This is a genomic window from Segatella copri, from assembly GCF_009494395.1.
Classification (GTDB): domain Bacteria; phylum Bacteroidota; class Bacteroidia; order Bacteroidales; family Bacteroidaceae; genus Prevotella.
Genome location: NZ_VZCB01000101.1, coordinates 73,488 through 98,215 on the forward strand (window position 1 = coordinate 73,488; position 24,728 = coordinate 98,215).

25 protein-coding genes and 1 pseudogene are annotated in these 24,728 nt (G+C 44.1%); 8 read left to right on the top strand and 18 right to left on the bottom strand.

What is annotated here, in order from left to right:
• Window positions 1–865: 865 nt before the first annotated feature.
• Complete coding sequence (locus tag F7D73_RS15005; protein WP_194256937.1) at window positions 866–1,129, bottom strand: hypothetical protein; 264 nt, start codon at window positions 1,127–1,129, stop codon at window positions 866–868.
• Window positions 1,130–1,401: 272 nt separating this feature from the next.
• On the opposite strand from F7D73_RS15005, the gene F7D73_RS15010 reads away from it, so the two are divergent.
• Window positions 1,402–2,244, top strand: coding sequence for an aldo/keto reductase (locus tag F7D73_RS15010; protein WP_153126006.1), 843 nt, complete (start codon window positions 1,402–1,404; stop codon window positions 2,242–2,244).
• A 95-nt stretch (window positions 2,245–2,339) separates the two neighbouring features.
• Here F7D73_RS15010 and F7D73_RS15015 read toward each other — a convergent pair whose 3' ends face one another.
• The 15 genes and pseudogenes from F7D73_RS15015 to F7D73_RS15085 form a co-directional block, all read right to left on the bottom strand.
• Window positions 2,340–2,777, bottom strand: a complete 438-nt coding sequence (locus F7D73_RS15015) for a hypothetical protein (protein ID WP_153126008.1) — start codon at window positions 2,775–2,777, stop codon at window positions 2,340–2,342.
• A gap of 193 nt (window positions 2,778–2,970) precedes the next feature.
• Entirely contained in the window at window positions 2,971–3,411 is a 441-nt protein-coding gene (locus F7D73_RS15020) for a ribonuclease H (protein WP_153126010.1), read from the bottom strand.
• A gap of 76 nt (window positions 3,412–3,487) precedes the next feature.
• Window positions 3,488–4,300 carry a metallophosphoesterase gene (locus F7D73_RS15025; protein WP_153126012.1) on the bottom strand — a complete coding sequence of 271 codons (813 nt, stop codon included), beginning with the start codon at window positions 4,298–4,300 and terminating at the stop codon, window positions 3,488–3,490.
• Window positions 4,293–5,168, bottom strand: coding sequence for a nucleotidyl transferase AbiEii/AbiGii toxin family protein (locus tag F7D73_RS15030; protein WP_153126013.1), 876 nt, complete (start codon window positions 5,166–5,168; stop codon window positions 4,293–4,295). The genes F7D73_RS15025 and F7D73_RS15030 overlap by 8 nt, the downstream gene beginning before the upstream one ends.
• Entirely contained in the window at window positions 5,165–5,728 is a 564-nt protein-coding gene (locus F7D73_RS15035; protein WP_153126015.1) for a type IV toxin-antitoxin system AbiEi family antitoxin domain-containing protein, read from the bottom strand. The genes F7D73_RS15030 and F7D73_RS15035 overlap by 4 nt, the downstream gene beginning before the upstream one ends.
• A 219-nt stretch (window positions 5,729–5,947) precedes the next feature.
• Window positions 5,948–6,628, bottom strand: a complete 681-nt coding sequence (locus F7D73_RS15040; RefSeq protein ID WP_153126018.1) for a DNA alkylation repair protein — start codon at window positions 6,626–6,628, stop codon at window positions 5,948–5,950.
• 2 nt (window positions 6,629–6,630) lie between these two features.
• Window positions 6,631–7,299 carry an AlkZ-related protein gene (locus tag F7D73_RS15045; protein ID WP_153126208.1) on the bottom strand — a complete coding sequence of 223 codons (669 nt, stop codon included), beginning with the start codon at window positions 7,297–7,299 and terminating at the stop codon, window positions 6,631–6,633.
• A 42-nt stretch (window positions 7,300–7,341) separates the two neighbouring features.
• Window positions 7,342–8,082 carry a YczE/YyaS/YitT family protein gene (locus F7D73_RS15050; RefSeq protein WP_153126020.1) on the bottom strand — a complete coding sequence of 247 codons (741 nt, stop codon included), beginning with the start codon at window positions 8,080–8,082 and terminating at the stop codon, window positions 7,342–7,344.
• On the bottom strand, window positions 8,083–8,322 hold the full coding sequence (locus tag F7D73_RS15055) for a hypothetical protein (protein WP_153126210.1): 240 nt from the start codon (window positions 8,320–8,322) through the stop codon (window positions 8,083–8,085). It abuts the gene before it with no gap.
• Between the two features lie 14 nt (window positions 8,323–8,336).
• Entirely contained in the window at window positions 8,337–8,969 is a 633-nt protein-coding gene (locus F7D73_RS15060; protein WP_194256938.1) for an HAD-IA family hydrolase, read from the bottom strand.
• A gap of 16 nt (window positions 8,970–8,985) precedes the next feature.
• A complete protein-coding gene (locus F7D73_RS15065) occupies window positions 8,986–9,789 on the bottom strand; it encodes a YqiA/YcfP family alpha/beta fold hydrolase (protein WP_153126024.1) in 804 nt (267 codons plus the stop codon).
• Window positions 9,790–9,853: 64 nt separating this feature from the next.
• Window positions 9,854–11,296, bottom strand: coding sequence for an ATP-binding protein (locus F7D73_RS15070; RefSeq protein ID WP_228117766.1), 1,443 nt, complete (start codon window positions 11,294–11,296; stop codon window positions 9,854–9,856).
• 307 nt (window positions 11,297–11,603) lie between these two features.
• Window positions 11,604–11,699, bottom strand: coding sequence for a smalltalk protein (locus F7D73_RS15075; RefSeq protein ID WP_153126028.1), 96 nt, complete (start codon window positions 11,697–11,699; stop codon window positions 11,604–11,606).
• 221 nt (window positions 11,700–11,920) lie between these two features.
• Window positions 11,921–12,480, bottom strand: a pseudogene (locus tag F7D73_RS16280) (HU family DNA-binding protein); the annotation flags it as partial.
• Between the two features lie 624 nt (window positions 12,481–13,104).
• The gene (locus tag F7D73_RS15085) at window positions 13,105–13,287 is read right to left on the bottom strand and encodes a hypothetical protein (protein WP_153126031.1); all 183 of its coding nucleotides are present in this window, start codon (window positions 13,285–13,287) and stop codon (window positions 13,105–13,107) included.
• A gap of 364 nt (window positions 13,288–13,651) precedes the next feature.
• Between F7D73_RS15085 and F7D73_RS15090 the strand changes: the two genes are divergently transcribed.
• The 7 genes from F7D73_RS15090 (at window position 13,652) to F7D73_RS15120 (ending at window position 23,327) form a co-directional block, all read left to right on the top strand.
• The gene (locus F7D73_RS15090) at window positions 13,652–13,945 is read left to right on the top strand and encodes a hypothetical protein (protein ID WP_153126033.1); all 294 of its coding nucleotides are present in this window, start codon (window positions 13,652–13,654) and stop codon (window positions 13,943–13,945) included.
• Between the two features lie 6 nt (window positions 13,946–13,951).
• Complete coding sequence (locus tag F7D73_RS15095) at window positions 13,952–15,460, top strand: type I restriction-modification system subunit M (protein ID WP_153126034.1); 1,509 nt, start codon at window positions 13,952–13,954, stop codon at window positions 15,458–15,460.
• A gap of 4 nt (window positions 15,461–15,464) precedes the next feature.
• A complete protein-coding gene (locus tag F7D73_RS15100) occupies window positions 15,465–15,764 on the top strand; it encodes a hypothetical protein (protein ID WP_153126035.1) in 300 nt (99 codons plus the stop codon).
• A gap of 1 nt (window position 15,765) precedes the next feature.
• On the top strand, window positions 15,766–16,929 hold the full coding sequence (locus tag F7D73_RS16110) for a restriction endonuclease subunit S (RefSeq protein ID WP_194256939.1): 1,164 nt from the start codon (window positions 15,766–15,768) through the stop codon (window positions 16,927–16,929).
• 51 nt (window positions 16,930–16,980) lie between these two features.
• Window positions 16,981–20,025 (top strand): type I restriction endonuclease subunit R, encoded by a 3,045-nt coding sequence (locus F7D73_RS15110; protein WP_153126037.1) that lies wholly within the window; start codon window positions 16,981–16,983, stop codon window positions 20,023–20,025.
• Between the two features lie 269 nt (window positions 20,026–20,294).
• Window positions 20,295–21,659: a hypothetical protein gene (locus F7D73_RS15115; RefSeq protein ID WP_153126039.1), complete on the top strand. Its 1,365-nt coding sequence runs from the start codon at window positions 20,295–20,297 to the stop codon at window positions 21,657–21,659.
• A gap of 285 nt (window positions 21,660–21,944) precedes the next feature.
• Entirely contained in the window at window positions 21,945–23,327 is a 1,383-nt protein-coding gene (locus F7D73_RS15120) for a hypothetical protein (protein WP_153126041.1), read from the top strand.
• Between the two features lie 57 nt (window positions 23,328–23,384).
• Here F7D73_RS15120 and F7D73_RS15125 read toward each other — a convergent pair whose 3' ends face one another.
• Complete coding sequence (locus F7D73_RS15125) at window positions 23,385–23,906, bottom strand: hypothetical protein (RefSeq protein WP_153126043.1); 522 nt, start codon at window positions 23,904–23,906, stop codon at window positions 23,385–23,387.
• A 17-nt stretch (window positions 23,907–23,923) separates the two neighbouring features.
• On the bottom strand, window positions 23,924–24,553 hold the full coding sequence (locus F7D73_RS15130; protein WP_153126045.1) for a GIY-YIG nuclease family protein: 630 nt from the start codon (window positions 24,551–24,553) through the stop codon (window positions 23,924–23,926).
• Window positions 24,554–24,728 lie beyond the last annotated feature (175 nt).

Below are 24,728 nucleotides of genomic sequence, written 5' to 3' on the forward strand. Positions count from 1 at the left end.
AGTCTATCTACTATGTGTGCTTACCCAAGCCAGTCGGTGAAGATAAGTATACATTCGTGCACCTTCTCAAAGAATCTCCCTATCCGGCGCTTGATGCCCTTCCAATATATCCCATTCTTTTTAATGCTCATATACTTAGTTATTTATTTTGTTATTAATTCATGTGCAAATACGCCATCAGCGCAATATATCTGCAAAAATACAAAAAATATTCAGAAAAAAGTGATTTTACGAATGGATTTTGTTTGCAGAGCGAACTTAATTTAACCTTATTTTATATGATAGAGGGATATTTTGATAATCTGAAATCCTTAATGACCGGAAATGACCGTGACCGGAATCTTTGGGGTTTGAAAATGAAAATGACCCTTAATGACTTTGACCCTTCATGACCGGAATTCTCGATAGAACGAAAAAGACCGCTCTCCTCGTATTGAGGTGAGCGGTCGATTTATTTATGGCTGAGTCTGCTTATGTGTTTAATGTTTACTTTGTGGGGTGCGAGTCCGCTAGGCGTAATAAGTAACGCAAGTCCGCTAGGCGTAATAAGTAACGCAAGTCCGCTAGGCGTAATAAGTAACGCAAGTCCGCTAGGTGTTCCTGCGGATTTGCAATCCGCAGACAAAAAAGGCTCGACCTCTTTATCGGGGATTTGTAATCCCCAGCCGTAGGCTTTTCATATCTCCAAGCTCGTGATGCTGCATTCTCGCTTGAGGCGGATTGCAAATCCGCCAGAACGCCTAGCGGTTTTGCGTTTCCTCTTGCGCCTAGCGGTTTTGCGTTTCCTCTTGCGCCTAATGGGTGCGGCTAGGGGCTAGCACCCTAGCCGCTGGGGGGCTAACCCATATTGCCGTCTGAGCCTGATTCAGAGCCTTGACCCTCGCCGCCGGTCTGGTCGGTTTGCCACAGTCTTCCAATCGGCTATGCGCTTGTAGTAAGCCACAGCCATGATGTCGGCCATGCAGAGCATTGGCAGAATTACACCAGTTGATTCCTTGGCTCCGAAAGCCATTGCCATATAGGGCACGATGAGGAGCATTATTCCCTGAACACCGGTTTTTGACATTCCTATGCACAATGCAGCCAGTGCCAGGATTGACCATTGAAATACGGATAAAGTTTCTGACATTTTCTCTCTTCTTTTTATTTGTTTTTATTCTATTTTTTATTTGTGGGTGCAAAATTACGGCTAATCTCGAACAATAATATCTATTATATTTGCGTTATTATAGTGAATGTTTGCACATACGCAGATAAATGGAGATTATGCCTATATTAGAACGAAAGATTGCGCACAAAATGACAACTTTGTGCAGCCATTACAGAACTCTGCTATGCGGAAAAAGTCAGTAACTTTGCACCGTCAAAAGAATAGTTGAAATTTAAAAGATTAGTTAAATTATGGAAAAGGAAATATTATTGAATAATGGAGTGAAGATTCCTACACCGGGTTTCGGAACGTTTCTTACTCCTGATGGAGCAACCTGCGTTGAAGCTGTGACAGCTGCCATCGCTGCAGGCTACACCCACATCGACACCGCTGCTATCTATAAAAATGAGAAGAGCGTGGGCGAGGGAATCAAGGAAAGTGGAATCAAGCGTGAGAATCTCTTTGTTACCAGCAAGGTTTGGAACACAGAGCGTGGCTACGACAAGACCTTGAAGGCGTTTGACAAGACTTTGAGCGATTTAGGTCTCGATTATCTCGACCTCTACCTCATCCATTGGCCAGCCAACGAGTTGCAGTTTGGCAAGGATGCAAATCAGCTGAATGTAGATACTTGGAAAGCGATGGAGCGTCTGCATGAAGAGGGCTTGATTCGCAGCATCGGTCTTTCCAACTTCATGCAGAATCATGCAGAGCCAGTAATGGCGAAGGCAAACATCTGTCCAATGGTTGACCAGATAGAGTATCATCCAGGATTCACCCAGAAGGAGTGTGTTGAGTTCTGCAAGAAGAACAATATTCTTGTGGAAGCATGGAGCCCATTGGGAAGAGGTAATGTCTTGGATAATCCTCTCTTGAAGTCAATTGCTGCCAACCATGGCAAGAGCGTAGCTCAGGTAGTTATCCGTTGGGTGATGCAGACAGGCGTGCTGCCACTGGCAAAGTCGATTTCTCCAAGCCGAATCAAGGAAAATATCGATGTATTCGATTTTGAACTCTCTCAGCAGGAAATGTTTGAAATCGCATCTCTGAAGGCTGACAGAATAGGTTCAGACCCCGATACATGTGACTTCTAAAAATAGAAAAACCGACTGACCACTAAAGTCAGTCGGTTTTGCCTATTCTTGCTTGTAAAGAGGCTATATTGATTTGGAATACAAATGTCATCTTTTTATAATCCAACCTTCAACCCCCTTTGTTTGAAGTTGAATTCATCGAAGACGTCACCTGCTTCCACTTCTACTTTCATGAAACGGTTAGCATCCAGTGTTGTAGGCTGAATGGTAACAGTCAATATATTTCCTTCACTTTTAGCTGTCAGCCAATCTGTGGTAATGGATGCGTCCTTGTTGTCATCATAGTTAGGAGAAAATCTCTTTTCTTCACCTCTAGCTACTTTTTCTGTAGCCGACACCACCCAAAAAGAACTATAGTTTGTGCAATAGAACACGTAAGTTCCTCCTTGTGGCGGCACATGAAAATAGTCGTCACTTGATTTCTTGACTTCAGTTTTCCATTTCATCGGGTCCCAGTCGCCATCTTCATCGCTGCAGGATGATACAAAAAATGGAAGAACCATTAAAAAGAGTAACAATAAATTCTTTTTCATTTTTATTTTATGTTTGATAATCTATACTTATAAACGCAAAATACATGAAATCTTGCATCAGCAACATCTTTTTTGATTATGGCGATGCCCCTTTAACCTTATTTCTCAGGTTGAGGAACTTCTTGAATAACCGGAAATCCTTAATGACCTTAATGACCGTGACCTTAATGACCGGAAAACGCCCCCTAAACATTCATTTGTTTTTCTGATGAAACTCCTTTCTTGTCTTAGCCATTGCTTCCGTAGCCCTATCGTGGGTTTCTATCAGCAATGGGCTTTTGTGGTATTGCACAATCTTGACCCCGACTGAGTTGTGCCTTTTCTTTTCCTCGATGCATTGAATGATCAAGTCTGGATTGGCTGATTTAGCCGTTGGAGTCTTGTCAAAGTTCTGAATATAGGCGGCATTGGTCAGAAAGAGAATGTCGGAACCTCCCGGTATTTCCTGCATTACCTTCACCATGAGGGTTAGCATCATGCGGAACTCCGTGGTGTGTAGGTCGCTGATTACATCACGGCTGATGATGTTGCCGTTATGCTCAATCACAACGGCAGCACCACCAGCTCGCTCTTTATGGCCATAATCACATGAGCCACCTATCCAAACGTAATATGTAGAAGTATCTTGTGTCATAATTATTTTATCTTCAATGTCCGCAGATATTCCTTCTGCTCGGGCGTGATTCTGTAGCTCTCTTTTGAGTCCAAAATTATTTCAACTCATAAAACTCCATAATATCCAGCATCTTGAACAATGTACCATCAATAGAAGAATGCCAGCTTTGATGAAAATGTCCGTAACACCAATGAGTGACATGCTGCTGATGTTCTTTCAGAGTTTCATACAGACTATTCATAACTTCACGTTCCTGCTGTATGTCTGATATCAGAATTTTGTCGTTGCAGATCCATTTGGCTAATCCTTCCTTGCTTAATAATTCGCAGAAGGATGGAGACGTATGTGTTATTACAATGTCAACCTTCTGCTCAGACAAAATCGACATTAGTGCTTCTTTATTATAAGTCGGCGATTCGCTCTGCCAATAGTATGATGGAGAAAAATCGTCAACGACTTCCGTGTTACCAAAACGTAGCCGCTTTTGCTGTTCCTTACTCCATGCTTCAAGCCTATACGTACGGTCAATTGATATGGCTCCTCCTACACAGAGAATCGAATGGTTGCAAGCGTTGATTACAGAATAGTCTGGAATGGCAATGAAACGTTTGTGCTTAAAGCTTTTCCCATCAAAATACGCTGGGTTGTCATGATTGCCTCTAATGAATACAATCCAATTATTGGCATCATTCATACGTTTGGCGTTTCTTTTCACCATATTATCATAATAGCCTCTCTTGTCAAAACCAAATCCACAATCGCCTGCTACAATAACTAACGTGTTCCGCATTTGATATTGCACACAAATTTTGTTCACGAGGAGATTAAAGTCACCGTGAATATCTCCAGAAACAACTATGTCCTTACATTCTGGAAACTGATATATATTGTATTTTCTGCTATTCATCTTTCATGTTCTCCCAAAACGGAAGAAGTCTTTGCTGTAAGAACGCTATCACTTCAGTAAAAGGCAAGATGTCAGTGGACGTTATTTTATGTATGAAAGCAGTCCATCTGACCTGCATTTGCTGATTGCTGCCAAACTCTTTTCTGAAAAACATCGTGTTCCCATTATAATGTGTGTGGCGATTTTCAAATGTATGTTTGATAGCTTCCTGTAATATTACAGGATTATACTTTTCATTCTGCAAGATTTTGTAGAGATCATAATAATCCTTCATTCGACTACTTTGGTCTGCAAGATCCACAATTGCGTGCATCTTTTCTGCAATAACCGTTTCAAGCGAGTAGGCCAGTATATTGGCACTCGGCAGATGTTCTAGCAATACTGGATAATCAAGAACTATTGGGGAAGGTGTTACCACGTCACCAAAACCTATATCCATTGTTAAAACCTGGGCAATAGTGTCCATCTTGACTGGAATGCTGAGCCTAATCCCATGATAGTCTTTGAACTCTGTTATATTTTGTGCAGTAATGTTCTCCGTGTCAAATATTACGCCATCTTCCTCGTATGGTACAGAACATATTTCTCTGAACGCTGCAATTATAGAAGAGCCTTCGTTGCTGATATTATTGCCAAGGAAATCTATATCCAATGTTGGACGAGCCGCAAATTTTTCGTATGCATACATGAGTGCACCTCCCTTCAGATAAAAATTTCCTCTATAATGAGTCTGCGATATTCTGTAGAGAAGTCTCTCTTGAAAATACCGAGTCAGGATAGTCTGATTAAAGACGTTTTCCTTTCTTGCAACGTTCAGCAATTTTGTACGTATTGACTTCCCGTAGTTTTTATTTTGTTCTTTACTCATAGCTTCACTTGTAGATAATTTTCCAAGATATTGCCAACACGCAATTGCCTGGCATAATCCATTAGTTTACTGATATTTCTTTCTGGTCTGGAAAGATAGTTATCGATGATTTCAGAACAGACATCAATGCCCACCTTGTTGCGGAACTTTACTGCATCGCATACGCATCGTTCCACATCATATACCTTTATCTTAAATCCATCTATGACTTTCTCCATCACGCCGATTTCAAGAATGTTGGAAGTATAGTGATGAAGCTCAATCTTTGGGAATGAAGGAACTTTTACTTTTCTATCCCTTTTGATGGCGACATGATAAGCCTGCGGCATGGATGTCGTAAGCTGATGGATATTCCAGGCAGACCAAAGGCAGAGAATACCATTTGGGACAATAGACTCAATATCAACCATACATGCTGACAATTGGTCTATGTTAGCATATACGCCACGGCAAACCTGAATCAGTTCACCTTGGCGAACGGCTTCCAGCATCTTGTAGTAAGCTGTTCGTCCTTGTACTTTCACGCTTGCTGATGATATGAATGAATTCTTTGTTTCCATAATTGTTCTCCTAATTTTGGTACAAAAATACCACAAATATTTTTAATTGTGGTACTTTTGTACGGGAAACTTTTAAAATTCTCTTTTTTTTAATACATTTCAACAGTTTTATAGCTATTTTAGTACAAAAGTACCACAAATATTGCTGATTGTGGTACTTTTGTACGGGATGATAGAATGGACAATGCATGGTTATTTGCCTATTTCTGATTTTTCCATTTATTTTATCTTCAATGTCCGCAGATATTCTTTCTGCTCGGGCGTGATTCTGTAGCTCTCGATGGACTTCTGGATGGTCTTGTTGTGCGTCCAGGGAGCAAGGCGGTTTTGCTCGATGTAGGGAATCGTTGCGTCCCATTGTTTGGCAAGAGCCGTGGCAAAGAACCAGGCTATCATCATTTTTACGTAATACTCTTCGCTCCTTACTGATGCTGGAATTTCAAGATATTCTGCCTTGAAGTCTTTATCCAGGTAATGAGACATAAGTGTCTCTATTCCAAAACGACAAGTATAGACGTGTGACGATTTACTCCATGTCTTGATCTTCGCCAACAGTTCCTTCTTGTGTTTGGCAAATACCTTCGGAGACATGATGTCGCAAACTGCCCAGTTGTCCACGAATGGTAGGAAGGTGTCTGTAAGACGGATGCATTCTTCGTAGTCCTTTACCTCGGAAATGAGGAGGCTGTGAAGCATGTTCTCGTCGTAGTATTCGTGAGGAAGCTGATGAAGGAAATCCTTGCAATCTGCCTCCTTTGTAAATTCTTTTGCGAACTTGCGGAGCACGGGCACACGAATGCCTATGAAATTCTCGACAGGCACTCCCGGTGTCAGTTTGGCTTGGAAAGCAGCATACTGCTTATCCTGCATGGCGAACAGTCTTTCTTGAAGTGAAGTCATTTTTATCCTATTAATTTGATAATCTGTTTATCTGAAGCATCAGGCAGGATTTCTTTCAGATGCTCGAAAATTCTTTGATAAGATTCCTGGGGAGTGCGGTTGCATTGGCAAGCCTCCCTGTCATAGAAATCTTCGGGAGTATTGAGCAGCGACCATCCCCAGCCATATTCGTGATTGTGCTTGTCACGAGGATAGATGAAATCCTCGGTCACGATGTAAGTCGCCATTTCCAGTCGGGTGAGATAACCGTCAAACTTGCTTCTCATTCCCTTACCCGTGAAACCGCAGGCTGCCCGAAGTTCTCTCGTGATGAGACTGCCGGTAGATTGAAGCGTACTGAGAATGGCTCCTTCTATTGATTCTTCATCCGGACGAGGGTATTTGCTTCTTCTGTAGTTACAGAAGTCCGGCCACCATTCCTGGCTGATGAATCCCGCTTTCTTGTTGAAGAACTTTCCGTACATACACGGCATTTCCTGCACGATCTCGCCCTTCCATTTCCATAGCGGCCAGTCCCAACCGCCTTCAGGAAGTCTTACGTAACCACAGTCTTCTGCCACGATGTCTTCGGCAGAGAAGCCTTTAATGCCACTATCAAGGAGAGGGAGGAAGCCGATCTGCTGAATCAGCTCCATCATGCCTGTTGCTGAATATATTTCCGGAAAATTCATATTCATTTATTTTTTATCCGTTGAACTTAAATAATCTTGATGTTACATCTGTCTTTTTATGTATCGTGCCAGTCCGTAAACATATCTTCGGCAACCTGGACGATAGTGGAGCAGGCGGTCGAACCATGCAAGATGTTTGTTGAATAGGCGAACTGTAACACCTACATAGACCATGGCGAAGAGCGTTCCGATGCCCACGATCTCCCATTTCCATGAACCGAGAAGCAGAAAACAGAACAAGACGGCCAAGACCACGAGCGTGATGTCCACCCGAATCTTGGCTTTAGGGAAAGGCCAGCCGGTAACCTTGTGAATGGCGATGGAAATGCCCTCGCCAGGCATGGTTACTGAGCCGCACTTCACCTCCATGGCAATTCCGAAACCGAGGATGGTGCAACCGGCAATCTGCACAAGGGCATTGACCAGGACATTTTCTGAAACCATCCACTGTGTAAGCACCATATTGAGGTCTATGAACATTCCGAAGATAAAGCCGATAGCGAGCTGGAAAAGTTGCACCCACTCGAAGTTTCTTCTCAGAATCAGAATCTGCAGCACCACGAAGATCGCATTCATCATGATGGTGTAGCCGCCGATAGTCCATCCTGGGATGTAATCAAGCATCTTACCTGCCGAAGCCATCACGTAAGGGATGGTGGAAATAACGCTTGAACCTAACTGACTTCGCACACATGCTGCGACTCCGAAAGTCATTACATAGAGCGAAACGAGCAGCAGAATATGCTGCCATACAAAAGATATAACTTCTTCTTTCTTAATCATTTATATTATTTTCTTAATCAATTCGTTCAGTTTATCCTCTCTGATAATCTTCGGCTGAGCCTTGCCAGCGAGAATGAGAATCTTCTTGCCGTTACGATAAATATGAAGCTGTCGTGAGCGAACCACGGCTGTCAACTCCTCATCGTTCTGCATGGCTTGCCAGATAGGATAATATACTCCCTCAGGTTCAAACAACTTCTTTTGAAGATGCGAGCAGAGGTTTGTTGTATCAATAGTCATCATACCTATTCTTTTTACACTATATTTTTGATAATTTCTTGCCATTCCAGATGCTCTTCCAGATGATTGGACTTTACTAGTACACTCTGGAAACCAAAACGCTTGCCTGCTTCGGCATTCTCGGCACGGTCATCGAAATAGAGGGTGGTGGCTGGATTCAATCCTGTCTGCTGCGTCATCTCTTCATAGATTTCGACGGATGGCTTCTCTTTCCGCATGGCGTATGAGAGGAAGACTTCATCAAACAGCTCGTCTGTGGAATATCCCAGCTGATTCATCTGACTAACTGATTTCTGCCAAAGCGTGTCGTTGATGTTGCTGAGCAGATAGACCTTGTACAGCTTCCGAAGCTTGACCAATGCCTCCAGTCTTTCCACGGGCAGATTGCCACACAGATCTTCCAGGACTTTCTCTATATCCTCAGTTGAGGTTCCTTTGCGACAAAGGTTCAGCATCTCTTGCAAAGTCTCAGCTTCCGCTACCATACCATTAATATATTGGTGCATCAGTCTCTTGATCTTGCGGACATGGATTAGCCGCTTGAACGCCGTAACGCCCAGGCTCTCCATGGCTTTTACAACAGAGGCATCATCAATGTTCACGATGACACCTCCATAATCAAAGACGAGTGTTTCTATCTGTTTCATGCTCATTTTCCTATTGTTAGAATTTATCTATTTCCGTGAAACGATTAAAAGTTCTGCCGTCCCTTGTTACTTTCCCGAAGAACATATCTTCCGGTCTTACCCAATAGGCTTGGTCTCCATAAAGAGCCTGATAAACCACGATGCGCTCCTGAGTCTCGGAGTCGAAGGCAGAATGGATGAATTTGTATTTGCCGCCTTTAAAGTGCTGAAAATATCTTTCTTCCTTTGCCGAAAACTCCATCAACATTTTCTGGGCAAGGGGAGCGTACCAGGTCTTCACCTCCTGCTCAGTAGGCGTATGACCGCCTGGGAAACGGAAGGCTTGATTGTAGTGCTCCAGGAAGAGAGGGGAGAAGTGAGCCAGGGTGTCCTTCTCACCAAAAAGTCCCCACACACGATCCTTGTAATAGGGGTTGCAATGGTCAAACTGCACGGCTTCCAGTTCCGCAAACTCCTCAATCAGCGCCTCGTCAATCACCAGCCGCTGATTACCGTCCCTTCTCGGCGCTTTGTATTCATGCTCGCCGATGCGCTCCTTCAGAAACTCCGTCATCATGAAATACGGATTGCCCAGCAGGGCAGGAATGCCCACCACCGGAGCCAGCATCTGAGCGAGGAAAGAGCCGCAGCTGTTGCCCAGAAGCAAGTCGGTCTGTTCCCGGTCGATGATGGAGCGAATCTCCTTCAGTGCCTCCTTGGGGTGCAAAGGGAGGTCGGGAGTCAGCACCACCGCCGTCCCCTCAAACGCCTCTTTCAAGGCTTTCGCCATCGGACAGCTGCCCGTGGCGAAGAATCCGTGTAGGAAAAGTATTTTCTTCATTCTTATAAATTATTGTCTGTACCTTTATGTAGCAAATTGGATGGATGCAGGATTAGTTTTTGTTTCATTCCTTTTTCCTTACTTCCCAATGACCGCTATAGCCGCTACCTACATATACAATATGAGGCATTTTTGCGATACGACGCTTAATAGTTTTAGATGTTACGCCTATTTGTAAAGCCAATTCTTCTGTTGTTATTTTAGGATAAACAGCTACTTGATACTCTATCCATTTATCTATATTATCGCCTTGAGGGACACCTTGAGGGACATCTTGAGGGACATCTTGAGTATCACCTTGAGTATCACCTTCGTTTTCCACTAAGTTTACCTCAATATCAGGATGAGATTCCTGCCAGGCTAAGATCATATTCGGGAATGTGACAGTAAACTGAGCACGGTCGGAGAAGAAGGTTGGGAGCATCTTTTCTTCAAAGTAAGGAAGAGCCTTAATCGGTTTGATGATTTTGCCCATGCCCGAACCTTTACGCTCCATATAACCCAACTGAGCAAAGATATCTGCGATAACAGGATTGCGTCTGACAGAAGGAATGTCTTCTAAGTTCATTGTTTGAATAAGTCTTCCTTCTGGCATGGAACCTGGAGAATATATCACCATACGGTCATCGTACATATCTACATGAACCTCGCTACCCTGGATAAGATAGTCGCGATGAGCCAATGCATTCACTACAACTTCCATCACACAACGTTCCATATATTGAGGGATTTCGATGCGCTGCATCGGTTCTTTATACCAAAGGGTACGATTGTTGCGACGGATGAAGGACATGGTGTCTTCAAGAAGAGTTACAAGTCCGCCTGTAATCTCTGCGCTGTCGAGAGCATCGATGCTTCCTCCTGCTTTTGTCTTGCCGTTCCATCTTGTGCAGAACACACGGCTTTGGCGCAATGGACATTCGTCTGCCATCAACAGACCGGCATAGGTAAGTATTCCCTTATTGTCAACCAAGCCAAACGAACGGTAATGTTTTTTGTCGAAACTAAGCCCATTCCAGGCATAGTAGCGGCTGCGAAGTTTGGAAAATGCATAATCTTCAAACATTTCATCGCTTGGGCGTGCATCGAATGAAGAGTTGCGACCTCTTAGTACCAGACGCTTATGTTCGGTACTATCAGCCACAACCGATTCGTTGCCAATGCGCACAAAGGTTTCAAGAACGCTGTCGCCAATATAATAATAATGTGTATCTTCACCGCCATGCACATGAAGAATGAGCAGTTCCTTGTCTTCTACACGCTCTATCTTCAAGTCGATTTGCGGCATAGGATCAATGCGCTCCTTAATTTTCTGGCTGATAAATTCGGCATCAGTCTTGGCATCGGTCAACCCTATGATAGTATCGTCATCGGCAATACCAAACAATAGGCAACCGCCACCGCCATTGGCAAAGGCGCTGACGCTCTTCAGCCAACTTTTCACTTTACGGCGTTCCACTTCCTGCTTCTTATCGTATTCGGTAGTCTCACCTATATATTTCGCCATGTCCATATTTACTTAATTTTATGATTATTCATTATGCGCCTATAATCTAGGAGGATAAGCTATGCTCAATCCCATATCAGCGCAATATATCTGCAAAAATACAAAAAATATTCAGAAAAGTGATTATATGGATGGATTTTGTTCGCTGCACAAACTTGATTTAACCTTATTTTATAAGATAGAGGGATATTTTGATAATCTGAAATCCTTAATGACCTTAATGACCGTGACCGTTAATGACCGGAAAACGAAAAATGACCGCCTCCTCATGGGGTAGAGGAGAACGGCCATTCTTCATTTTCAACTTCTAGCCTACACAGCTAGTCACTCCGAGCGTGGTTGCGATTGCCGTCAAGATGCTGATGGCTATCTGCAACACCATCTTCCATGTGTCTCTTTTCATAGTCTTTCTAATTTAAAGGTTAAACAATTTCCTGCCTAATATAAAAAATTAATACTTTATTTTCCTTCCGAACCCGCTCGACTCTCAGTCTAGAGACCTACGTCTCCGCCCTGGTCGGTGCCGGAGCCTTCGCTACCCGTTCCGCCGGAACTCTCGCTGCCCTGACCTCCGGTATTCTCGCTGCCTCCGGTGGTAGTAGAACCGCCGCCGCTGGTTCCGTCACCGCCTCCCTCCGGAGTGGTTGGGGCGTTGAGGTCTACGCTGGTCTTGCCCTCTTGATCGCCTTGAGAACGGCTGCCTGAGCGCTTCGACTTGCCACGAGGTTGAACTCGGCTTCGTCACGCAGGGTCTTGAACTGCTGACCAGGCTCCCACTGCACCTTCACGTCGGTGATGTTCTGCGCGGTGAACTTGTCGGCATCCTCGGCACCCTTCGAGGTGAGCAGGACGGAGAAGTCACCCAGGTCGCCCAGACGGACCTTCTTGCCCTCGAGCAGCATCTCTCTCATGCAGTCCACTGCCATGTAGAGGATGGCGCTGATGTCGGCTCTGGAGTACACGCTGCCGTGGGAGGTGATGTGCTTGGCAAACTTCTCGATGGTCATGATGTCGGTGTACTGTGACACGGCGAAGGCGTTCTGCTTCTCGGTCTTCACGAGGTCGAGGTCTTCCTTCTCAGGCTCCTTGCCCTCCTTCTTTGCCTGGTTGATGCGTGACTTTGCCTGGTTGATAGCCAGAAGATTTGCGTTCACGCTACGCATTACGATGCTGTAATTAATCATAGTCGTTTGTGTTAAAAGGTTCATTTTTGCAACTCCCTGGAAGCCCCGTTTCTTGTCCTTTTCGGGGTCGTCATTGATGACCGGCGCCTGTCATCATTTATCCCCAGCCTCGGTCGTAAGAGATGCCCGTTTTCAGACACCTAAGGCGTTTCCTTCGATTGCTGGTGCAAAGGTACAACATTTTTGCCCCGATTGCAAGCTTTTACCCTCACTTTCTTTGCAGGAAATAATATAAGTGGCTGTAACACAAAGAGTTCTATTGAGATTTTATGCAAAGTTTCTTGCAGCAATGTTGTGAAGAGGCTGAATGACAGATGAAAATACCAGCAGAGCAACAAAAAGTGTCATTAAGGGTCAGTGTCATTAAGGGTCATTAAGAAAATCCGCTTCGGTCATTAAGAGCTATAGTAAATATAAATATATATTTATATTATTACTATAGATGACATTTTCTCTCCCGAAAACCTTAATGACCCTTAATGACATGACCCTTAATGACCCCAAAAAGGTAAAGGATTAAGAGGTATTTTCTTACTGATAACCATCTAGTAAACCATTGATTATAAACGTATTAGATGGTTTTTCTTATATATTCTTGTCTTGTTTATCCTGCATTTTTTTCTCTCAGGATATTCTGAAATTCGTCCACGTTCCCCATCTCTTCCTGTATATTCTTTTTACTTTTCCTACAGAAATGAGGGTAGAAAATGTGCATTTCTGCCCCATAACTGCATTTTTACCCTTCTTATTTTTGCCTTCAGAAGGAGTAAAAACTGCCCTCGAAGCCACTTTTTCTGCTCTCCTCATCACTTTCCCGTTAAATAACGTGATAAAATTAGGTGGTTTCGAAAAGTTTTATTAACTTTGCCTTCAATATCGAGCAAATGACATTGCTCCGTATGAATTAAAGACTTTAAAAGTAAGATAAGTATGGGTATAAAATTACATAACAGCTTGACTGTCAGCCTTTTAGGGGGGGGGTAATTCTGAAGAATCAGAATTAGCTTCAAGCCATGCTGCACTTATCAGAGGGCGACTATTATCGTATTTTTATGCGATGGTAGTCGCCTTTTTCGTGTTTTCATTTTTCTCTTGTTCAAGCGATGAAGAGACCGAAAAATCCACATTTTTCGATTATAAAACTGCATTTACAGCCCATGAATGGGAACTTTTGAAGGCAGAAGGTCGCCTTGGAGCCTTGAAAATAGACATCAAGGAGGCTCCCACCTATTGCCGATTCACCACAGACAGCGTTTATTTCACCGAAAAGGAAATGGTTTACCACTTCGATGAAGCAGGCAAATTAGTGCACGGTGAATACGAAATCAGTCCCTGCGGAAGTTATCCTTACACGATCAAGGACGATGAAATCAAGATAGAAAATCAGATATTTACAATAACCAGCACAGACAGTTCCTACGTTCTCAGCAACGCAGACTGGCGACTTGTGCTTATTAATAAATAAACAATCATGGCTAAGAAACAAGATACCATCAGCATTGGTTTTGAAGAGAAAATATGGAAGGCTGCCGATATTCTGAGAGGTAACCTCAGTGCTTCGCAATACGAGGGCGTGGTGCTCGGACTCATTTTTCTGAAATACATCAGCGACCGCTTCGAACAGAAGTTCCAGGAGCTGCAGGGCGACGAATACGCCGACCCGGAAGATAAGGACGAATACACTGCCGAGAACATCTTCTTCGTGCCTGCTGAAGCCCGATGGAGCAAGATTAGTGCTGCTGCCCACACACCGGAAATAGGCGTGGTAATAGATGAAGCACTTACTGCAATTGAGCGTGAAAACGAAAGTTTGAAGGGCATTCTGCCTAAGAATTTCGCCCGTCCGGAGCTTGACAAGCGCCGTCTGGGCGATGTGGTAGATCTCTTTACGAACATAGAAATGCACGATGCTGGCGAGGAGAAAGACCTGCTGGGCAGAACCTACGAATACTGTCTGCAGCAGTTTGCCAGCCTGGAGGGCAAGAATGGTGGCGAGTTCTATACGCCTTCCTGCATTGTCCGCACGCTGGTAGAGATTCTGGAGCCTTACGAGGGCAGAGTTTATGACCCTTGCTGCGGAAGCGGTGGTATGTTTGTACAGAGTGCCAAGTTTATCGAACGCCACAAGGGAAACCTGCGCAAAATCAGTATCTATGGTCAGGAGGCAAACCCTGATACGTGGAAGATGGCGCACATGAACCTTGCCATACGTGGCTTGGATGCGAACCTGGGCAATGTCTTTGCCGACACATTCTATGATGACCAGCACCCTACGCTGAAGGCAGATTACATTCTTGCCAATCCTCCTTTCAATCTCAGCGACTGGGGACAGAGTGCGCTTCAGGAAGACGTGCGCTGGCAGTATGGTTTGCCACCAGCTGGCAACGCCAACTTTGCGTGGATGCAGCACATGATTCACCATCTGGCACCTAACGGAAAGATAGGTTTGGTGCTGGCGAATGGTGCGCTTTCGAGTCAGAGTGGCGGCGAGGGACAGATTCGCCAAGCCATCATCGAAGCCGACCTGGTAGAGGGAATCGTGGCTTTGCCTTCGCAGCTGTTCTACAGTACAGGCATTCCTGTAAGTCTTTGGTTTATCAGCCGTAACAAGGCGCAGAATGGCAAGACCGTGTTTATCGACGCCCGCAATCTGGGCACGATGGTTACCCGCAAGCTTCGTGAGCTGATGCCTGATACGGATATTAAGAAAATCTCTGACACCTTCCATGCGTTCCAGCAGGGAACTCTGGAGGATGAGAAGGGCTTCTGTGCCGTATGCACCACTGAGCAGATTGCTGCTCAGGACTTCATCCTGACTCCTGGCAGATACGTAGGAATCGCCGAAGACGAAGGCGACGGAGTGCCTTTCGAGGAGAAAATGACGAATCTCACCGGAGAGCTGAAGCAGCTGTTTGAGGAAAGCAAGAAGCAGGAAGAAGAGATCAGATTGCAGTTGAAGAAAATTGGATGGGAGGTTTAAGAGTATGGAGTTTTTAAATGAATATTCCGGGCTTTTCTCTTTGTTGGCGGTAGTGGCGTCTGTGTTTGCAATAGTTGTTTCTGTTGTGATTTTCAATAAACAGAAGAAAGAGCAAGAGAAATACTACTTCAAGCAGAAAAAAGATCAAGAATACTTCTATCTGAAGCAGCAACAAGATCATCTTCAAGACTTGCAGGATGAGTATGAGGCTATAGAAAGCAACTCTATGTTTCCGATGAGTCTTGCCGAAAGGGAGTATTATGGGCGAAAAAAATATTTAGAAAAGAAACTGAGGAGGGAATAGGATGGAGTGGAAAGAAGTAAGATTAGGGGATGTGTGTTCTAGAGTATGTAGCGGTGGAACTCCAAAGAGCACGAATCTTTCATACTATGGGGGAGAAATTCCTTGGTTGAATACAAAAGAGATAGATTTCAATAGAATTTATTCTACAGAAAAGACTATCACAGATTCCGGTTTAAACAATTCATCTGCAAAATGGATTGTTCCGAACACAGTAACGGTTGCAATGTATGGGGCAACAGCAGGAAAATCATGTATCGTAAAAGTTCCAATGACAACTAATCAAGCGTGTTGTAATTTGACGATAAATGATGAGGTTGCAGACTACGAATTTGTATATTATTCGTTGAAAAACGATTATACAACTTTGGCTTCATTAGCTAACGGCGGAGCTCAACAAAATCTGAATGCTCAAATAATAAAGGATTATGTTTTGAAAATGCCTTCGCTTGCTGACCAGCGCCGCATTGCTTCCATCCTTTCTTCTCTCGACCGGAAGATAGAGTTTAATAACAAGATCAATGCTGATTTGGAGGAGATGGCGCAGGCTATTTTCAAGAATTGGTTCGTTGACTTTGAGCCTTTCAAGGATGGTAAGTTCGTGGATAGTGAATTGGGAATGATTCCGGAAGGATGGAAAGTTGGAAGCTTGGGTGATTTTTGCAATGTTTTTACAGGCAAGAAAAATACTAATCAAGCGATAGAAAAAGGCTTATATCCGTTCTTTACATGTGCTCCAGAACCATTAGCTTCTAACGATGCAATATTTAATGGTAAAGCCATTATTATAGCAGGAAATGGGAGTTATACAGGAAGAACTTTGTTCTATAATGGAGGATTTGATTTGTACCAGCGCACATACGCTTGTACAATTAGAGAACAAGATAAAGAAAATCTTATGATATTCTTTTATCACATGATGAAACAGTTCTTTGAACCTACAAAAATGGGAGGAACAAGAGGGTCATCTATTCCTTATATTGTTATGGGTGACATTACTCAACAAAAATTCCCATATTCTAAGGATTGGTTAATACGATTCTCTAATATTGCAAATTCTATGATGGATAGGAAATTACGTATAGACAAGGAGAATTCCCGCCTCTCCCTCCTCCGCGACACCCTCCTTCCTCGCCTCATGTCAGGCGAGCTGGAAGTCCCGGAATAAGAAGAACTACGAAAAAATATAACAAGAAAGAAAATATAAAATATTAACAATATGGCAGACGAAAAGAAATTCACCGAAGACGCATACGAGCAAACGCTCATTGCCCTGTTCCGCGACGAACTCGGCTATGCGTACGAATGTGGCTACGAGGTGGAGCGCAACTATAAGGAGCCTTTCTATCGTGCCGATTTGGTCGCCTCGATGCGACGGCTTAATCCAGAACTGCCAGCCGATGCATTGGATGAAGGAATCAAGCAAATCACCAACATCAGCATCGGTACTTTAGAACAGAACAACGAGCAGTTTACACTCTGGATGCAAAACGGTCTGGAGGTGGGATTCCTGCAGAATGGCGAAGAACGCACAGCCCTGATGAAGCTCATCGACTTCGACCACCCCGAAAGGAATCTCTTCAAGGTGGTGAACCAGTGGCGAGTAGAAGAGTATAAGAACAAGCGCTGCGATATGGTGGTGATGGTCAACGGATTGCCCCTCGTGGTGGTGGAGCTGAAAAGCGCCATCTCTGAAGACGCATCCATCGAAGATGCCTACAGGCAGATCAGGAACTATCAGCAGGACGTTCCGAGCCTCTTCAGCTACAACGCCTTCAACGTAATCAGCGACATGAGCGAGACACGTGCCGGAACCATCACCGCCAAGCTAGAACGCTACATGGAATGGAAGACCATAGACGGCTCATACGAGTCAACCCTCTTCGCCGACTATCGCACCTTCTTCCTCGGCATGTTCCAGCAGCAGCGTCTGCTCGACATTCTGCAGAACTTCATCTGCTTCGACAAGAACCAGGGCAAATACGCCAAGATTCTTACCGCCTACCACCAGTACTACGCCGTGGGCAAAGCCCTGCAGCGCACCCGTACCGCAGTGGAAGGCAACGGAAAAATCGGCGTGTTCTGGCACACGCAGGGTTCGGGCAAGAGCCTCTCCATGGTGTTCTACGCCCACCAGCTGGTGCAGCGACTGCCCGAAGTAACCATCGTGGTGGTAACCGACCGCAAGGACCTCGACAACCAGCTCTTCGGTCAGTTCTGCCGCTGTCAGGACTTCCTTCGTCAGGAACCACAGAACGCCCAGAGCCGTGAAGACCTGGGCAATCTGCTCCGTAACCGAAAGAGTGGGGGAATCATCTTCACCACCATTCAGAAGTTTGAAGAAGGCGACTCGGCACTCTCCACCCGCCGCAACATCATCGTGATGACCGATGAGGCGCACCGCTCGCAATACGGCGAGGAGCACTGGGACAACAAAAGCCTGACGATGAAGAAGGGATTCAGCCAGAAGATGAGAGAAGCCCTGCCAGGTGCCTCATTTATCGGTTTCACCGGAACGCCTATCAGCGACCGCGACAGAGACACGGAGGAAGTGTTCGGTAACTACATCGACGTTTACGACATGAGTCAGGCGGTGGATGATGGAGCCACCCGTCCGGTCTATTACGAGAGCCGTGTGGTGAACCTGAACCTCGACGAAGACACGATGAAGCTGCTGAACGATGAGTTCGACAACCTAGCCGATGAGGGAGCCACCGAGGAGCAGATCAGGCAGGCAAAGCAGGAGCACAGCCGACTGGAAGTACTCTTGGGTGAAGACGCCACCATCGACACGCTGGTAAAGGACATCATCAAGCACTACGAGGAAAACCGTGCGCAGGAACTTACCGGCAAGGCAATGATCGTGGCGCTGACCCGAAGCATCGCCATCAAAATCTACCGCAAGATGCTGGAGCTTCGCCCCCAGTGGACGGAGAAGGTAAAGGTGGTGATGAGCGGTTCGAACCAGGACCCCGAAGACTGGCAGCCGATTATCGGCAACGAAGCCTACAAGAAGGAACTGGCAAGAAAATTCAAGGACAACGACGATGAGATGAAAATCGCCATCGTAAGAGACATGTGGCTCACGGGCTTCGATGTTCCGTCGCTCGCCACCATGTACGTATATAAGCCGATGAGCGGTCATAACCTGATGCAGGCAATAGCCCGTGTGAACCGTGTGTTCCCAGGCAAGGAAGGCGGACTGATAGTGGATTACGTAGGCATTGCGCAGGCGCTGAAGAGTGCCATGCAGCAGTACACCAACCGTGACCGCCGCCGCTTCGGAGACCCCGACATCGCCAAGACCGCCCTGGTGAAATGGAAGGAAGAGATGGAAATCTGCCGAGACCAGCTGCATGGTTTCGACTATTCCGGCTTCTTCGAGCAGGACAATACGAAGCGTGCCCTCGCCATTACGAGCGGAGCCAACTTCCTGAGCTCTCCAGCCATGGTTCAGCGCAAGAAGAACTTCATGGAGCACAGCAATCTGCTTCACAACGCCACCACGCTCTGCCGTTCGCTTCTGAATGAGCAGCAGAAGGCGGAGGTGTGCTACATGGATGCGCTGCGCGTGATGATGCTTAAACTCTCGCAGAAGGGCAAGATCAGCCGACATGAAATCAACGAGCGCATCTGCGACCTGCTCCGTCAGAGCGTGAAGACCGATGGAGTAATCAATCTCTTCGGCGACCGCCAGATAGAGTTCTCGCTCTTCGACGATGCCTTCATTCAGGAGGTGAAGAACATGAAGGAGCGCAACCTGGCGGTGGAACTGCTCACCAAACTGATGAAAGAGAAAATCAAGCAGCAGAAGAAGACCAACGTGGTTCAGAGCGACCTCTTCTCCGACATGCTCAGCCAGAGTCTCTCCAACTATCTGAAAGGCTTGCTCACCAACGAGGAAGTGATAGAGGAACTGTTGAAGATGGCTCAGCAGATGAAGCAGGCAGAGGAAGAGGGCAACAATCTGGGACTTTCGCCCGAGGAGAAGGCATTCTATGATGCACTCTCCACGCCGGAAGGAGTGCGCCAGGCTTACTCTGACGAGGAGTTCGTGGCGCTGACCAGGGAACTGACGGAGGTGTTGCACCGCAACCGCACCATCGACTGGAACCGGAAGGAATCGGCAAGGGCAAAGATGCGAGTGATGGTGAAGCGACTGCTCAAGAAATACAAGTATCCACCTGAGGGTGCAAAGAAGGCGCTGGAGACCGTGATGCGCCAATGCGACCACTGGGCGGATGATGAAGAAAATGTAGCATAAACCTTTTAAAATTAGAAATAAGAAACAGAAAGAAATAGAAAGTAATCATAAAAAGATAGACGCTGATTATCTGGCACTTCTACAGTATTAAGAACCTGCAAATTCACAAATTCAGTAAGAAGACGGTGACAGCAAAGGCGTCCACTCCTCTACGGCGTGGGCAGTACTTGTTTGTACCTTACTGAAGGTTCTTGCAGGTACCTTAATACTGGTACTTACAGGGAACCCCACGCCGCTTATTAATAACAATTCAAACCTAGAAATGTAATATGCAGACAGAGGAAATACCCAATACTGACAATAACTACAATTCTCTTCTGAAGATTTCATCAGAAGAAGATCTTTTTGTGGAAGATGAAGTAACAGGAGTCAAGAAATACACTCCAGTAACAACTACTGATGTGGGTCAGTTTAAGAGAGAGGCAGAACATTTGTATAAGGAGATTCAGCATGCTAAGGATGAATTTCTATGGAATGCAGGAAAGCATAAAGGTCTTACCTGTTATTATCATATTTACCTGAATCTTGCCGAGCAGTTGACAGATTTTCTTAAATATATTCATACGCTCCATAAGAAAGTCTACATTTCCATCTACAAGAGCTACGATGATGAATTCATGGGGATTTATACTGATGTTTTAGAGAAGGTGCTCCAGGAAATTCAGACCATCGCCCGGAAGCATTCAGACTATTTGCTCGATAAGGAAGAGGAGTATGGTCAGATTCCCAGTGCTAAGGCTATTTACGAGCAATGCAAGAAGCTTAAAGTTCCTGCCGGAGACGACTTTCCCAAGTTTGATTCCCATTACAGAAACTTTGTCTCTATTGGGTTGAAGATGGCTTTGGCTGAAACCATCTCCACAGTTACCGCTATTTGTGCTGATTTCCTAGCCTTATACAGAACCCGCCTTTTCCGCACCCACCGTGAGGCTGTTATTATTTACCATTATATCAAGCGAATTTTCGACGAACGCACGCTACCTGACCATCTGAAACGTGAGGTAAAGGTAAAGAAACGTCATCTGAGAGAGAGAAGAATAGATATTACCACTTTGAGCTTGCAGAAAGTAATGAATGATATTGAAGGGAAATACAACAATTATACGCTTTGTTCTGATTGGTTTGAGCGAGAGGAGGATGAGGAAGAAGAACTCGTCCGTACGCTAGTCAGGGAGCAGGCTTTGCCCGAGGATTTTGAAACGCTATTTAAGTATCAGGGTGAGCATAAAATGTGGGAGGCAGAAATTGCGAGGGCTGATGAGTACGAGCGTCATGGTGATCCGTTCTTTGCGAACTGGGTAGATTCCGTGAAGTTGGAGGAGAAGTTGAAGTTCTGGATAAAAGGCAACATTAAGTCTCAGCAGAGATGGTACATAGTCTGGTGCCTGATGAAATATACTTTCCACATGGTGCGTGATAATCAGGACAAGGCAGCCTTTGCCGCCCGCATGAACCTGATGTTTCCTGATGCAGAAAAGAAGTGTGTGGTGGAGTCGTTCAGAAAGTTGGAAACCCAGAAGAACCACAACTGTCATTTTTCGGAGTGGCTTGAAGGCTCCGATCCCGATTATAAAATAGCTCAGAGTCTCTATGAGAAGCTGAAGAAGACGGAAGATTATAAGAGAAGTATTTGAGAGGGGGACTAGTCCCACACGTCCTGAATGGGCTGAAGTTCCTAGCCCAGGGCTAGCCTGGATTAGGAGCTTCAGCCCATTCTTAAACCACCTGAGGTAATTCATTAGATTAATATTGAGACAGACTAACTGTCAAGATAAAAGTATGTTAAAAATGTTCCGGTTTGTGAATTTTTTCTTTTAGAAAAGTGTGTTTTTCTTCCCTTTTTTGTACCTTTGTCGTGCCCGTTCAGTTTAAGCATTTTATGAGTGTAATTGCTGAAATGGCAAAACGATTAAATAAATATGCTGCTGATTACAGCAACTATAAACAACAAAAATATGAATATAAAAACTATTTTCGCATCGCTTTTAGTAGCAACTATGGCAATGCCGTCTTATGGTCAAACAATAACTGACCGTTTTGATTTTGGGTACACAAGAGACGCTGCACTCTCTACCCCAAAGGAATTTTCTTACGATGGGAAACCTTATCTAATGATGTACGATGGTAATGATATTAATACGATACAGATTTATGATGATAATCTGGAAGTAGCTAAAAGAATTACCATGAAGGAATCTTTGCCTTTCAACTACCAACTAACTTATCAGGATCAAGTTAGAGAAGTGGTGGCAGTCAATGAGGTAGGGAAAAGTGAGTATTGTCGATTTGATTCTTACGAAGAATTCTTGGAACGTGAGATGACTGCCGACCCTACATTCGATGAATCATGCTTTATAACTGAAGTTTTGGGTGATGGCACAAAAAAAATCAAAGTGGATTATAGCAGATGTGGATATACGACTAATGAGCAAATGTATTATAATTATAGCTATTTTGGTCTGAAGTATCCTAAATTGTATTTTATAGATAATGGAAAAAATATCATAGGATATAGAATATCATATACTGTCCAATATTCTGACTGGAAAAATGCCGGAACAAGGGTTGTTGATGCCACTGAAGACCAGAAACGTATTCGCCTGCTTAACATTAACCTGAACAATGGTGATGGTAAAACAACTAACTACTTTGAAGTAAGTCAGACTTTATTCAATAACGATCCCTCGTATGAATACATTATGCCAAAATACAAATTATCAAAGATTAGTAATATAGCAGATAGCAATGGTTCTATAGGAGGCGTATATGAAAAAGAAGAAATAATAACGACTAATTCAAAAGTAATTTCAGAAGAGAAAGAGATTGCCTTGGCAGGTTTTCAGATTCTGTCAGAAGATGGCACTATCATCTCTGATATTACTTTTGATAGTGGTTTTGAAGGAAGTTTATATTTTAACCCAGCATTTGTTATAACTATTGGCGATAATGTCTATTTGGCTTTCGATGGATATTACAACAATACGAGCTCTACTATCTTTTATAAGATAGATAAGGGAATTGCTAATAAGATTCAAAAAGTGAAGATTGCCCCATCTTCCATGAGAATTTCACCAACAGTTGCAAAAAGTTCTTCTACTATAAATGTGACATTCAATGATGCGAATGAGAAGGGGTCTGATATTGTTGTAGTTTCTGCTTCTGGTGCAGCAATGGGTTCATTTCATGTACCAGCCGGTCAAACCTCTGCTCAGATAAAAACCAATGCATCAGCAGGGATGTATTGTGTCAGCCGATTGCAGAAAGACAAAGTGAAAGAAACCAAAAAGATAATAGTAAAGTAGTTTTGTAGGAGGTGCGGCGGCAGTCGCACCTCCTACAAAATTTTACAATTATCCTCATTAATGGAATGAGCGAATAAATACCTTTAATGCGCCTGGAACAAAGATAAGTACAAATAATAATACTGGGCATAAGAAAATAACAATAACGAGTACTACTATTACTGCTATTATAGCTAATGCCTTCGTTCCTCCATTAACCTCTTTCTTTTCAACGTTTTCTATAGATGGAAGTTCCTTGTGAAAAGTATATTTCTTGTTTGCTATCTTGTTTTCAACCAGCCATGAAGCTATAGAAAATACGTCAATTTTCTTACATCCTTCCGGCAAAGATTTGAGCGTATTCTCGGAGACTCTTTCACCAATGATTACAGCTGTATAAGAATCACTTTCAGTAACCTTATAGCCAGCTTTCTGCAACATTTCAATCAAGTTGTCTTGCGTGCCTATGTGGACCTCATAAATTCTATCTAGAATATCTGTACCTTCAGCAGCAGCCTCCTTATCCAAAACACGATCGGGCATTCTTCCGATTATTCGGATGATGTCTTTTTCTTTGGATAAGTCTCTAACACTATCCATGAACATAAAAGTTGTTGTTATTCATCAAACGGATAAGTTTCGTCATAAATATCGCTCAATAACTTATCCTCATATAGCCAATGCGAACATGGAGCAATATGTTTAGACTTATAACCTTTTAGTTGAGCTGACAAAGCGCTTAAAGAGGTTTCTTCATCCTTATATTTTATCTTTCGGTCGGAAATGATAACTACTTTAATTTTTGGGTCATCCTTCCAAGTCAACACGTCACCAATGTTCAGTCCCATCTCTGTAAAATTCAATGATGGGCGTTTCGATGTAGCCTTTAAGGACGCAGCCTTATCCTCTTCTGATAAATCATTCTCCATTTCGTCAACCACGCTTTCGGTAATATCCTCTTGGTTGAATAATTCAAGGATAGCTTGGGCTTGAACAACCTTTATACGGAAGAATTCACGAGTGGCGTTGACACGGTTTGGCTCGAAAGCCTTATGAAGGGCTTTCTCAATTTTTAGACAATCATTCTTATCAACCTTGCAGGCATATTGACATTCAAATGGTACGGGAACGCCCGTAGTATAGAGTTCCTTCATTCTCTTATCAATATCTTCCTGTGCCGTCATTCCGATCTTAACGAGACCAGGCATTACGGGGTTTGTTAGTAAATACACGATTCCGTATTCCATTGACATTATTATTCACCTTAATAATTATTATTCTCGTTTCACAACTCCAAGTGTGATGATTGGGAGAGTTTCCCTATACGTCGTGCTTGTTAGTTGTATGATAGCATCAACAGGAAGCGAAAGCTATAATGAATGCAAAATAAGCATTTCGGACTCAGTTTATCAATTCAAGTAT